Genomic DNA, 12,837 nt, shown 5'->3' on the forward strand with positions numbered 1-12,837 from the left:
CATTTAAAATAAAAAGACATGAAAAAGGCACAAATCGTAATAGGACTTGGTTTTGGTGATGAAGGAAAAGGAATTACCACAGATTTTCTGGCTTCTCAGCATCCTGAAGCTGTTGTAATCAGATTTTCTGGAGGGCAGCAAGCGGCACATACCGTAATGATTGATGAAAGAAAACACGTGCATTCCAGCTTTGCAAGCGGAGTACTCCGAGGGCTTCCTTCTTACTTCACCGAGCACTGTACGATACATCCTGTTTTTCTATTCAATGAAAGAGAAGAATTAAAAGCAAAGAATGGAAACATTGAACTGCATATTCATCCATTGGCAAAAGTTACCACTCCATTTGATGTATGGCAGAACAGAACCAATACAAGAAACCTGGAACACGGAACCTGCGGAAAAGGAGTTGGAGCAACAATGAAAAGAAATGAAAGTCCTTATAAACTCTTTGCAATAGACCTCATAGCACCCAAAGAGATGTTGATCGAAAAGCTGAAAGGAATTGCCTATTACTATGGTTTTGTAGATGAAAATGAGATCAGAGAACTTTTGAATCCTTTTTTAGAAGCTATTGACAAAATTGATTGGAAAATAAATAATTATAACTACCTGGCTTCGTTTGATCACCTTATTTTTGAAGGAAGTCAGGGTATTTTACTCGATATGGATCACGGCGTTTTTCCCAATGTGACCTATGCACATACTACATCAAAAAATGCCTGCGAGATCTGTAAGCTTTTAAAAATTGAAGACATTGAAATGTATTATGTGACAAGAAGCTACTCAACCCGCCACGGAAATGGCTGGATGAGCAATGAAAAAGAAATGAATCTGAGAAATAATGAAGAAGAAACATGTACATTTAATGAGTATCAGAAAGAATTCAGAACCGGGGAAATAGATTACAGTCTCTTGAATTATGCTTTGAAGTTAGATGGAGCTTATGTATTTCCGACTAAAAAGAACCTAGTGATTACCTGTTTAGATCAGATGGATGAGAAATTTAAGCTGGAAAACCTGGATATAGAATTTGATGTTGTCTATGGATCTTATTCTCCATATTCAAAGGATTTTAAACAGATTTTAGAAAATAAATAAAGAATTATATTTATTAAGTAATACTAAGCTTAAAAATGATGAATAATATTTTAAAAATAATAAACGATGAATGCAAAAAGTAAACAGGAATTAATTGATAGAGTTAAAAAGCTTAATGAAGAGGAGAATTATGAAGAGGTTATAAAAATACTTTCAGATGAGATTTTGGAACAAATTAATGATTATGAATTATATTCTGAGGTTGCTCAATCTAAATGTAGATTAGGAAGAAATGATTATGAATTAGATGGAATAAAAAGTATTAATATTAAAGAAAATGCAAAGGCCAACCATTACTTAGGAAATTTCTTTATTGATAGTAATCCTACTCTAGCTGAAGAATATTATAAAAAGGCGATAAAATTAGATGCTCACTTTGTTTTAGCTTATCAAGGTCTTGGAATTTTATTTCAAAGATTAAAACAAGATAATACTGCTGAAGAATATTACAGGAAAGCTATTTCTATGGATCCAAATAATCCCAATATATCATTTGCTTATATTGGTTTAGCGGAAATTTATTCTGATAAAGAAGAATATGATGAAGCTGAGGTTTATTTTAAAAAAGCAATAAAAATAAACCCAAAAGATAGATCATATGCATACAATGGTATTGGAAACTTGTATTATGCTAAGGAGGATTTAAAAAATGCTATTAAATATTATAATTTATCTGTAAAAAATGATGTGTGTAATTCTTCACCTTATTATAATACCGCAAATATTTATTTTAGTCAAGGAAAATATGTTGAAGCAAAAAACAACTATCAAAGGTATATTGATCTTGAGAAGGTAAAAGACTTTTATTATAACAATTCGATATCACAGATAAGAGAAATAAGTAAGATTTTATTGAGTGAAGACTATGAAAAAATTCAAAAGATAGTTTCAAAAATTCAAAAAACGTTAGAATATGAAGAGGACTGTATTACACATTTTACAAGTCTTTCAGTTGCAAAAGCTTTAATTTTAGAAAAAAGTAAATTTCGTTTATCAGAGGGAGCTTTTTTAAATGATACTTCAGAAGGGGCTGCTTTATTTGAATATTTAAAATACGAATCGCCACTTAGCAAAAAGGAAAGTCACATAGATATTATTTTTGTGAAAAAGCCATTTATAGGAAGTTTTGTTTCTCAAAATAAACATAACGATCTTACGATGTGGAGAATGTATGGAAAAGAAGGAAAAGAGGAAGCTAGAGGATGTGCAATTACAATGAATAAGGAGGTATTAATTGAAGAAATCAAATCAGAACTTAATATTAATAAAACATCAACTAATGAAAGAGATTTTAAATTCTATAGAGTTGCTTACAAAAAAGAGAATGGACAGTTTTTTATCCCAGAGCAAGCTGAAGAAAGTATAAGAAATAAGAACTTGAATGATTATTGTAATCAATTAAAATTAGCCCTTGAAGAATTTAATAAAAAAACGGGAAGTAAAGATATTCAGAAAGATGTTGAAGAGCTTTTGTTTGAAATTGCATTTTTATTTAAAGGTATTGAGTATCAATATGAACATGAAGTAAGATTAGTACAAAAAGGTATTGGGTTTGATAAAAAAGTTGATAGAGACTTTGAAATACCAAGAGTATATATTGAACTTTCCGAAATTTTGAAAAGTGTAAAAAAAATAACATTGGGTCCAAAAGTAGAAAGGGCAGATGAATGGGGGGCTGCATTATACTATGAACTTCAGAATAATGAGATTGAAGCAGAAATACATATTTCAAAACAACCTTTTAAATAAATTCTATGAAAATTGAATTAATAAAAGGAGACATCACAAAGATCCAAGCCGATGCAATTGTCAACGCAGCCAATTCATCCTTGCTTGGCGGCGGTGGTGTAGATGGAGCCATTCATAGAGCCGGGGGCTCTCAGGTATTGGAAGAATGCAAAGCGATCAGAAATAAACAGGGCAAATGTAAAACGGGAGAAGCTGTAGTAACAAATGCAGGAAATCTGCCTGCAAAATATATTATTCATACAGTAGGTCCGGTTTGGAATGGCCATGAAGAAAAAGAATCAAAACTTCTGGCGAACTGCTATCATAATTCTTTGAAATTAGCAGAAAGTCTTGGACTGAAAACTATTGCTTTTCCTAACATCAGCACAGGAATTTATAGGTTTCCAAAAGAGCTGGCAGGAAAAATTGCAGTAGATGAGGTCAGAAAATTTAAGTCAGATATCATTGAGAAAGTTATTTTTGTTTGCTTTGATGATGAAAATGAAATGATTTACAAAAAACTATTAGATTAAACCAATGAAAAAACTAACCATATTAAGCGGCGCAGGAATCAGTGCCGAAAGCGGAATAAAAACCTTCAGAGACGGAGATGGGCTCTGGGAAAATCATAATGTAACAGATGTGGCAAGTCCGGAAGGATGGCGAAAAGACAGAGCTTTGGTATTGGAATTTTATAACCAAAGAAGACGCCAGTTGCATGAAGTACAGCCCAACGAAGCTCATCAATTGCTGGTAGAGCTGGAAAAACATTTTGAGGTACAGATCATTACCCAGAATATTGATGATCTTCATGAAAGAGCTGGATCTACCAATATCCTTCATATCCACGGAGAACTGTTCAAATCATGTTCTTGTAACAATAAAAGCTTGATTTATGAACAGAAAGAGGATATCAATATTGGCGACAAAGCCGAAGATGGAGCACAATTGAGACCTTTTATCGTTTGGTTTGGAGAAGATGTTCCTTTGTATAAGACTGCGCAGGAAATCGTAAAAGAATCAGATATCTTACTGGTTATCGGGACGTCTTTACAGGTATATCCGGCTGCGGGGCTTATTCATGATATCAAAGATGACTGTCTTTTAATCGTCATCAATCCTAACGAAACAGGATTTGGCTACGGACAAAGAGCTGTAGTGATGAAAGAGCCAGCAACAAAAGGAATGAAACTATTATTTGATAAACTGGTTAATCTTGCCTGATGGAAAACAAAGTAAAAGCCGGAATTATGGGTGTCTGCATTGGAGATGCACTTGGAGTTCCGGTGGAATTTAAAAAAAGAGAAGACTTAAAACGTTCTCCGGTAACAAAAATGTTGGAATACATGTCCTGGAACCAGCCCAAAGGAACGTGGAGTGATGACAGCTCTCTTACACTTTGTCTTGCTGAAGAGCTTACCAAAGGCTACAATCTGGAAAAAATAGGGCAAAGCTTTGTGAAATGGAATAAATACGGTCATTGGACAGCCCATGGAAGACTTTTTGATATCGGAGGAACAACAAGACATGCTCTGGCAAGATTAATCAAAGGTGAAAGTGCTAGATTTTCAGGAAATATTTTTGAAGAAGACAACGGAAATGGCTCTCTAATGAGAATCCTTCCCCTTGCTTTTTATCTTGAAAATGAAAATGATATTCAGAAACTCTATCTGACTGTAAAAGAGGTTTCAACAATAACTCACGGCCATTTTCGTTCTGTTTTTGCCTGTTTCATCTATGTTATTTTTACCATTCAATTGTTGAAAGGGAAGAACAAAAGAGAAGCATATGCTTATACACAAAAAATTGCATTAGATTATGCTGAAGAACAAGAATTTAATCCAAATGAAATTGAACTTTTCGGAAGAATTCTGAAAAGTGATATTTCTCAATATCCTGAAGATGAAATCAAGAGTGGTGGCTATGTCCTTCACAGCCTGGAAGCTTCCTTGTGGTGTTTTCTAAACTCAGAAAGCTATTCTGAAGCCGTTTTAAAGGCTGTCAACCTTGGAGAAGATACCGATACAACAGGAGCTATTACCGGAGGCATTGCAGGTATTTACTATGGATATGAAAGTATTCCGGAAGAATGGATTTCAGAGCTCGTGAGAAAGGATGATATTGAGAAATTGTGTGAGAAATTACACCAAAAATTAATGAATTAAAACACAAACCATGAACGAAATAGAAAAGAAAAAAATAAGTAAATTTTTAAGCCTGATCCTACGACATCAGCCGGAAAGTATTGGACTTACGCTGGATGAAAACGGTTGGGCAGACATAGAAGAGCTGAGAACTAAATCAGCCAAAAGAAGAATATATTTTACTCCCGAAGAATTGGATGAGGTAGTAGAAACCAACAATAAAAAACGTTTTGCTTTTAACGAAGATAAAACCATGATCAGGGCAAGTCAGGGGCATTCTATTGATATAGACCTGGCTTTGGAAACAAAACAGCCCCCTGAATTTCTCTACCACGGAACTGCAGAAGCCAATATCACGTCTATTTTAGAAAAAGGAATTGAAAAAAGAACCCGTCAGCATGTACACTTAAGTGCTGATAAAGAGACTGCTACAAAGGTCGGAATGAGACATGGCAAACCTGTAATTCTTACTATCAGAACCGGAACAATGCATCAGGAAGGATTATCTTTTTACCAGTCTGCGAACGGAGTATGGCTGACAGATTTTGTAGATACAAAATATATTTCAAAGTAAAATGAGCAGAACATTAGTCATAGGAGACATTCATGGAGGATTTAAAGCCTTACAGCAGGTTCTTGAAAGAGCAGGTGTGACAGAAAATGATCAGCTGATTTTCTTGGGAGATTATGTAGACGGATGGAGTGAATCTTCACAAATTATACAGTTTCTATTGGAACTTTCAGAAAAACAAAAATGCATTTTTATCAAAGGAAATCATGATGCATGGTGCGAAGACTGGCTGGCATTGGGGCAAAAACCGGATGTATGGCTTTTTAATGGAGGACAAAAAACGGTAGAAAGCTATACAGACTACTCCCTTGAAGATTTAGATATTCATCTCGAATTCTTTCAAAGAATGAAGAACTATTACATTGATGATCAGAACAGATTATTTATCCATGCGGGTTATGCTTCCATGCACGGGCCGGAAAAAGAAGTCTATTCCAGCAATTACCGATGGGACAGGACGCTTTGGGAAACCGCTGTAGCAATGGATAAAAAACTGGACAAGAACTCAGAATTATATCCTAAAAGACTGCTTCTGTACAAAGAAATATTTATTGGGCATACGCCAACTCTTGATATTGGAATTAAGATACCAGCCAATAAAGCCAATATCTGGAATATGGATACCGGAGCTGCTTATACCGGATCTTTATCCATCATGGATATTGATACCAAACGGTTCTGGCAAAGCGATACGCTTCCCTCCTTATATCCTAAAGAGAAGGGCAGAAATTAATATTATAGGAACAAACCTAACAGGTTTTCAAAACCTGTTAGGTTTCTATTTTAAAAACATTTTATCCATCAACATATTCTCATTTCTCCCAAAAGATAACTACTTTTAAAGTCTGAAAATATGACTTCAATGAAACTGAAATATCTCTTATTCACCTTGAGCTCTACCTTGTTTTTTGCTCAAAAATCATTTCAGACCCCTTTTGAAAAAGGAAATGGGAGCCAGACGGTTACTTATGATGAAATGAATGACTATTATCAGGATTTGACAAAAAATTTTAATACGATCCAATATCTTAAAAAAGGAGAAGATGACAACGGGAAACCAATTTATGTAGTAGTTTATAACCCTTTTCCTGAAAAAGATCTTGAGAAACTAAGAAAAGAGAAAGCTGTTCTTTTCGTCAACAATGGCATTCATCCTGGAGAACCGGACGGAATAGATGCTACCATGATGCTGATGAGAGATCTTGCGAATAAAAAGATCAAAACTCCACAGAATTTTATCATTGCCGCTATTTCAGCTTATAATGTAAGTGGAATGCTGAACAGGGGATCCTATTCCAGAGCCAACCAAAATGGGCCGGAACAATACGGATTCAGAGGAAATGCCAGAAATTATGACCTGAACAGGGATTTTATCAAGGCAGATTCTAAAAATGCCAGAAGTTTCCAGGAAATCTATCAATGGCTGAAACCCGATGTTTTCATAGACAATCATGTCAGTAACGGAGCCGATTATCAATATACCTTCACCTATATTTCTACCTTTAAGGAACGCCTGGGAAACGTACTCGGAAATTATTTCTACAATGATTATCAGGCTAAAAACCTTGAAGATATGAAGAAGCTGGGCTACGAAAGCACTCCTTATGTCAATATTCACGGAGATGTTCCGGAAGTAGGATTTGCTTCATTTGAAGACTCCCCGAGATATTCTACAGGATATACATCTCTTTTCAATTCTTTAGGAACCGTTCCCGAAACCCATATGCTGAAACCTTATGACAAAAGGGTAGATGCTACTTACAAATACATGTTGATCAATCTACAAAATTTAGACAAAGATTATCAGAAAATAAAACAGCTTCGCATAGAAAATTTAAAGCAATATCAAGCCGGAAAACAATATGGAATCCGTTGGAAAATAGATTCTACCAAATTTTCTACTATGGATTTCGAAGGATATGAAGGAAAATATAAACCCAGTGAAGTTTCAGGAAAGCCAAGGCTCTATTATGATAGAAACAAGCCATTTACCAAGAATATAAAACTCTTTACTACTGCTGTTCCTACAGGATATATTACCATTCCGAAGTATTATGTGATTCCACAGTCACAGTACCGTGTGATTGAAGAATTTAAAAGAAATAAAATTCAGATGAAACCGATACAGAAAGACAGTACAATGGCGGTTGAATCCTATAAAATCAAAGATTTTAAAACAAGTAAAAACCCTTATGAAGGCCATTATCTGCATTTTGAAACAACAGTTGACGCTTCCCACAAGAATTTGACATTTACAGCAGGTGATTATCTTGTTCCTACGAATCAGCCAGGAGTTAAATATGTTATAGAAACCATTGAACCTGAAGCATTAGACTCATTTTTCAACTGGAATTTCTTTGACGGAATTCTGGCTCAGAAAGAATATTATTCTGCCTATATTTTCGAAGATACAGCTGCTGAGCTGCTGAAAAAAGATACAAAGCTGAAAGAAGCCTTTGAGGCAGCTAAAGCATCGGATAAAAAATTGTCTGAAGACGGAGAGGCACAATTAGATTGGGTATATAAACACTCTCCTTATTTTGAAGAAAAAACATTCAGGCAGTATCCTGTTTATAGAGTGTTGTAAATTATTGATATTGAGTAAATAAACTAAAAAAAAGAGTTTCAAACGAAACTCCTTTTTATTATCTTGGTAAGCCTCTCTTCAAGGCCATTTCTGCTCTTTTAACAGCCATTTTCTCTTTCCAGTCCATATAGCTCTTTTTGAAATTTGATTTCATAATGTCATCAAATTTACGCTGTACGGTAAGATTCCAAAGAGAGTGTGCTTTTACCGCCCATGATTTGTCCCATGCTCTCAAAGAAATAGAGAAACTTCCGTCCAGATATTTCATCCAGTGCCACCATCCGGTAGGCATAAATAATGTATCTCCATGTTCAAGATAACATTCAATTCCTTCTACGCCATCCAGCGCCGGGAATTTTGTGAAATCCGGATTTTCTATATCATAATCCTCCAGTGCATAGGTTGCATAAGGAATCTGGTAAAGTCTTTCTCTCCATTTATAATCAAACAGAAGAATATGCTTTCTTCCGTTGAAGTGAGTATGGAAGATATGAGCCATATCAATATCAAAGTGAAGGAATGTTACAGAACCCTTTCCTCCAAAGAACATATTGGGATATTTATCCAGAAAGCCGCCCATTAATTTTTTTGGAGAAATATAATCATCCAAAAGCTTGGGAGCATATTTTATAGGATCAAAAAGAAATATTCTGAGGTCAGTAGGCTCACGTTGTATAAGATCTATATAATCTCCAAACTTCATTTTTGCGGCGGCAGCATTGATGGGAGCAGAAGGGTCTGCCTTTGAGCTGTCATATAGCGGTACCTCCACATCTCCTACAACCTCCTTCATATATTCCATCGTCCATTTTTGGTAAGCCGGCCAGTTTTTTGCCATATTCCTGATGACAACGGGCCTTCTTGGCTTCAGATATTTTTCGTAGAATTCTTCTTTCGAAATGTCTTCTACAACATCTATAGGCTTTAAAATAATTCCCATTTTATAAATTTTATGTTACAAAATTATTAAATATATATTTATGTAATAGGGTTTAATTTTTTTTTAATCTATGATTCAAATCAGATTTTACTATCTAGTCTAAATAAGAATATTAATATTTTTTCTTTAATTGAAAATTGTTGTTATTATGCTCAATATGACAATGTTCGTCCAGATTATGTTACAAAATTTTTAATAAATCAATGATGAAAAATTTTATAGATTTTATATGCCAAATGTACTTTTTGAAGAAATATGATCAGCTAGATAAAGAATCCAAAACTTAATCTGATAAAACACTTTTTTAATAAAAATTCAATCATTTAAAAAATATCACTATGTTTGTAGTGATAAAGATTTAACCTTTACCTATAAAATTCATCTTTATAGGAAGTGTAACAAAAAACAAGAATGATTAACTAATTGAGCAAATAATAAGTATGAAAAAAAATATTTCTTTATTTCTGATGCTTTTCTTTACTGTGCTTACTTTTGCGCAGAAAACAGTATCAGGAAAGATTACTGATGATGACGGGGTTGCCATACCAAGTGCCAGTGTGACGGTAGAAGAACCTGGCAAAGATGCTATTCTGGCTTATGGAATTACCAATTCCAAAGGAGAATACAAAGTAACTTTCACTTCAGCAGAATCCAATGTAGATCTTAAAGTGAAAGCATTCAATCAGAAACCGCTTACAAAGCAAATCAGTAACAGCGATCAGACTCTGAATTTCAAAATGCAGTCTGAAGCCACAGAAATTAAAGAAGTACAGCTGAAAACAAAAATGATTACCGCAAGAGGGGATACTATTTCTTACGATCTTAAAGCATTCAACAGTAAAAATGACAGAACGCTGGCAGATGTAATGAAAAAAATTCCCGGAATTGAAGTGAATACAGACGGAACAATCCTTTATCAGGGGAATGCCATCAACAAATTCTATGTAAACGGAAAAGACCTTATGGAAGGAGGTTATGGAACGATCAACAATTCCCTTCCGAAAGATGCAGTACAGAAAGTAGAAGTTCTTGAAAACCACCAGCCGGTAAAAATCCTTCAGGACAAAGTACCTTCAGATCAGGCTGCCATTAATATCAAGCTGAAAAATTCCGTTACCATGACCGGTAGAGGGGAAGTAGGAACGGGCTTCGGAGATCCATGGCTTTGGAATGTAAAGCTGACACCCATGTTTTTCGGACAGAAAAGTCAATGGGTAGTCAATTATAAAACCAATAATATGGGTGAACAGGTGGAGAATGAGGGAAATATTCTGGCATTTGGAAACAGATTTGAGGGAAAAAGAATCAACGCCTCTCAAAATGATTGGCTTAACGTAGAAAATGCAGATACACCTAATCTTCCGGTTAAAAGATATCTGATGAATAATGTTCATTACTTATCAGCCAATTATCTTACCAATATTGATAAGAAAAAGGAATGGGAGCTTAAAGCTAATGCAAATTATACTAACAATGCTGTGGAAAGAGAATCCTATAGTCAAACTGATTATTTTGGAGGGAGTTCTAATATCATAAAAATACTGAATAACTTTTATACAGATAAAGCAAAAGGAGAATTGATATTTACAAAGAATGCCAAAAAAGGATTTTTTAAAAATACCACAAGTTTCTCTCAATATTGGAATGCGGATAGAGGGATTGTTGACAGAACCGATGCAAAAACTGGAATACAAAGAAATGCGAATGAAGGGATTGAATCTCCAACAACATCTTTCCAGAATTCACTAAGTACAATTATTCCTTGGAAGGAAAAAATGGTAAATCTTTTATCTTATGTAAGCTATCAAACAGATAGACAGACTTTGGAAGTTAACCCATCATCTTATTTGGATATTCCTGGATTTGAGGCAGTAGCTAATACAGAGTTTGCAACACAAAATTTAAGGCTTAAGACTTTTGAAGCTAATCATTCCGCCAACATTGGTTTTTCTGTCAAAGGATGGACATTTACTCCAGAAGTTGGGTTTAATTTCAAAAGTACAGATATGGTTTCAGATTTGTCAAATATTAAAGCAATTCCATCTACCAACCCTAATACTCCCAATCCTCAACCTGATGCATATAGCAATGATTTGAAATATACGACAGCCACACCATACGGAAGTTTAGGAATAAATTATAAAAATGAATCGTGGATGATTTATGCTAATTTTCCAGTAAATTCAAATAATATTAAAGCAGAAGATCCATTAAGGTTTGTTTCGAAATCATTAAATAAAGTAACCTTTGAACCCAATATTTTTGCTCAGTATTCATTTGCTTCATTTTGGAAAGCATCCGTAAATGCTAATATTAATAATAATTTTGGAGAAATAAATACGGCATATTCTGGGTTTTTAATGACTTCTCCAGGTGGAATCATTGCAATGGATATTAAAAACCCAATTCCTCAAAATAATAACAAATCTGCAGGAACAAGAATAGAATATAGAAATCCATTGAATAATTTATTCTTTAATGTTAATTACAGATATTCTGATGCCAAGAGAAACTTAATTTCAAACCCGGAAATCAATGGAGCTGGATATACCATAATGAAATATAAAGAGCAGGACAATCATGTATTAAGTAAGGGATATAGTGTAGAAGTTGGAAAATATTTTCCAAAATTTAAAACGAACGCATCACTTAGCTACAGCAATAATACAACAGAATCTGATGCATTCTTGAATGATAAATCCTATACTAATAAGAATAATGGTCAGTCATTTGGTCTTAAATTCAATAATACATATTTCAGTTGGATGAGTGTTGATTATAATGCAAGTCTTACTAGAACAAAGCAGACAAGTGTAGGAGAATTAAACTCTAACGCTACCAGAACAGGATTTACACATAATCTAGGGGTTTTCTTCTATCCTATAGAAAATCATACTGTTGGATTTAATTGGGATCAGGTAAATACAAATGCAATGGGGCAAAAATATCACAATGGATTCTATGATGTATCATATCAGTTTTCTTGGGCTAAAAAGAAGATTGATTTTGAACTAAAATGGATGAATATCGCAAACAAAAAAGTTTTCGAAACCTATGATATTAATACTACAAATATTGCTTATACAAGGTATCAGCTCCGCCCTAGCCAGGTAATGTTTACCGTAAAATTCAACTTTAAATAAAATAAAAACCAATCCATGCGGATTGGTTTTTTGTTGAGATATAATGATGTATTAAATTAAAAACTTTGCTGGTCTGCTGAAGGCCCATAGCTTCCTGGCAAAGGAATATTGTTCAGTCTGTAATATACACCCAGCTGCGCCCTGTGGTGCGTGATCTGGTTTAAAGCATGGCGGATTGCTCCGTATTTGCTCCAGCTTGCCAGTTCATGGCCGTCATTTTTAATCGTCCAGCTGGGATTCAGATCGTCTTCTGTGCTGTTTTCAAGAGCTTTTTTACCGGCCTGATAATCTTCTTCCAGTTTTTTCATAAGATCTTCTTTTGTGGAAAGAACGGTAGGCTTATATTCGCCTTTGCCAAAATCAAGCTCGGAAGTATTCAAAATGGTGCTCGGCCATTCAAAAACTTCTACAAGATGGGTGGCAAGGGGCATCAGTTTCATGCTTTTTTCATGAGGTGCGAAGTCATTTTTTCCTTCAGGGAAAAGTTCAATAAATTTTTTGGTGGTTTGGAATTCTCCCTCCAGTTCGGATTTTAATTGAGATAAGGTATCCATAATATTTTGTTTTTTAGAAACTTAAAGGTAAGCGTTTTAAAAATGAAACTGTTTTAAGAGAATCATAATTTT

The 12,837-nt window shown here is 34.5% G+C and carries 11 protein-coding genes; 9 read left to right on the forward strand and 2 right to left on the reverse strand.

Annotated features, from left to right (window positions below):
• Positions 1-18 precede the first annotated feature (18 nt).
• From CLU97_RS03705 to CLU97_RS03740, 8 genes are all read left to right on the forward strand, one after another.
• The gene (locus CLU97_RS03705) at positions 19-1,098 is read left to right on the forward strand and encodes an adenylosuccinate synthetase (RefSeq protein WP_121486748.1); all 1,080 of its coding nucleotides are present in this window, start codon (positions 19-21) and stop codon (positions 1,096-1,098) included.
• A gap of 66 nt (positions 1,099-1,164) precedes the next feature.
• Positions 1,165-2,847, forward strand: a complete 1,683-nt coding sequence (locus CLU97_RS03710) for a tetratricopeptide repeat protein (protein WP_121486749.1) — start codon at positions 1,165-1,167, stop codon at positions 2,845-2,847.
• Between the two features lie 5 nt (positions 2,848-2,852).
• Positions 2,853-3,359 (forward strand): O-acetyl-ADP-ribose deacetylase, encoded by a 507-nt coding sequence (locus tag CLU97_RS03715; RefSeq protein WP_121486750.1) that lies wholly within the window; start codon positions 2,853-2,855, stop codon positions 3,357-3,359.
• A 4-nt stretch (positions 3,360-3,363) separates the two neighbouring features.
• Positions 3,364-4,050 carry an SIR2 family NAD-dependent protein deacylase gene (locus CLU97_RS03720; protein WP_121486751.1) on the forward strand — a complete coding sequence of 229 codons (687 nt, stop codon included), beginning with the start codon at positions 3,364-3,366 and terminating at the stop codon, positions 4,048-4,050.
• A complete protein-coding gene (locus tag CLU97_RS03725) occupies positions 4,050-4,991 on the forward strand; it encodes an ADP-ribosylglycohydrolase family protein (RefSeq protein WP_121486752.1) in 942 nt (313 codons plus the stop codon). Before CLU97_RS03720 ends, CLU97_RS03725 begins: the two co-directional genes overlap by 1 nt.
• Before the next feature lie 10 nt (positions 4,992-5,001).
• Positions 5,002-5,544: an RNA 2'-phosphotransferase gene (locus tag CLU97_RS03730; protein WP_121486753.1), complete on the forward strand. Its 543-nt coding sequence runs from the start codon at positions 5,002-5,004 to the stop codon at positions 5,542-5,544.
• A 1-nt stretch (position 5,545) separates the two neighbouring features.
• The gene (locus CLU97_RS03735) at positions 5,546-6,274 is read left to right on the forward strand and encodes a metallophosphoesterase family protein (RefSeq protein ID WP_121486754.1); all 729 of its coding nucleotides are present in this window, start codon (positions 5,546-5,548) and stop codon (positions 6,272-6,274) included.
• A 129-nt stretch (positions 6,275-6,403) separates the two neighbouring features.
• Positions 6,404-8,128, forward strand: a complete 1,725-nt coding sequence (locus CLU97_RS03740; protein WP_121486755.1) for a hypothetical protein — start codon at positions 6,404-6,406, stop codon at positions 8,126-8,128.
• A 58-nt stretch (positions 8,129-8,186) separates the two neighbouring features.
• Here the strand turns inward: CLU97_RS03740 and CLU97_RS03745 are convergent, their stop codons facing one another.
• Complete coding sequence (locus tag CLU97_RS03745; protein ID WP_121486756.1) at positions 8,187-9,068, reverse strand: cupin-like domain-containing protein; 882 nt, start codon at positions 9,066-9,068, stop codon at positions 8,187-8,189.
• A 440-nt stretch (positions 9,069-9,508) separates the two neighbouring features.
• Between CLU97_RS03745 and CLU97_RS03750 the strand changes: the two genes are divergently transcribed.
• Positions 9,509-12,211 (forward strand): TonB-dependent receptor, encoded by a 2,703-nt coding sequence (locus tag CLU97_RS03750; protein ID WP_121486757.1) that lies wholly within the window; start codon positions 9,509-9,511, stop codon positions 12,209-12,211.
• Between the two features lie 56 nt (positions 12,212-12,267).
• Here CLU97_RS03750 and CLU97_RS03755 read toward each other — a convergent pair whose 3' ends face one another.
• Positions 12,268-12,765, reverse strand: coding sequence for a DinB family protein (locus tag CLU97_RS03755; RefSeq protein ID WP_121486758.1), 498 nt, complete (start codon positions 12,763-12,765; stop codon positions 12,268-12,270).
• Positions 12,766-12,837 lie beyond the last annotated feature (72 nt).

The sequence above is a fragment of the Chryseobacterium sp. 7 genome (assembly GCF_003663845.1).
In the GTDB taxonomy this organism is placed as follows: Bacteria; Bacteroidota; Bacteroidia; order Flavobacteriales; family Weeksellaceae; genus Chryseobacterium.

What these genes read in the sequence shown, in the direction of transcription:
- CLU97_RS03705 (WP_121486748.1), top strand. Translation starts at nt 19, where the DNA reads ATGAAAAAGGCACAAATCGTAATAGGACTTGGTTTTGGTGATGAAGGA.
- CLU97_RS03710 (WP_121486749.1), top strand. Translation starts at nt 1,165, where the DNA reads ATGAATGCAAAAAGTAAACAGGAATTAATTGATAGAGTTAAAAAGCTT.
- CLU97_RS03715 (WP_121486750.1), top strand. Translation starts at nt 2,853, where the DNA reads ATGAAAATTGAATTAATAAAAGGAGACATCACAAAGATCCAAGCCGAT.
- CLU97_RS03720 (WP_121486751.1), top strand. Translation starts at nt 3,364, where the DNA reads ATGAAAAAACTAACCATATTAAGCGGCGCAGGAATCAGTGCCGAAAGC.
- CLU97_RS03725 (WP_121486752.1), top strand. Translation starts at nt 4,050, where the DNA reads ATGGAAAACAAAGTAAAAGCCGGAATTATGGGTGTCTGCATTGGAGAT.
- CLU97_RS03730 (WP_121486753.1), top strand. Translation starts at nt 5,002, where the DNA reads ATGAACGAAATAGAAAAGAAAAAAATAAGTAAATTTTTAAGCCTGATC.
- CLU97_RS03735 (WP_121486754.1), top strand. Translation starts at nt 5,546, where the DNA reads ATGAGCAGAACATTAGTCATAGGAGACATTCATGGAGGATTTAAAGCC.
- CLU97_RS03740 (WP_121486755.1), top strand. Translation starts at nt 6,404, where the DNA reads ATGAAACTGAAATATCTCTTATTCACCTTGAGCTCTACCTTGTTTTTT.
- CLU97_RS03745 (WP_121486756.1), bottom strand. Translation starts at nt 9,068, where the DNA reads ATGGGAATTATTTTAAAGCCTATAGATGTTGTAGAAGACATTTCGAAA.
- CLU97_RS03750 (WP_121486757.1), top strand. Translation starts at nt 9,509, where the DNA reads ATGAAAAAAAATATTTCTTTATTTCTGATGCTTTTCTTTACTGTGCTT.
- CLU97_RS03755 (WP_121486758.1), bottom strand. Translation starts at nt 12,765, where the DNA reads ATGGATACCTTATCTCAATTAAAATCCGAACTGGAGGGAGAATTCCAA.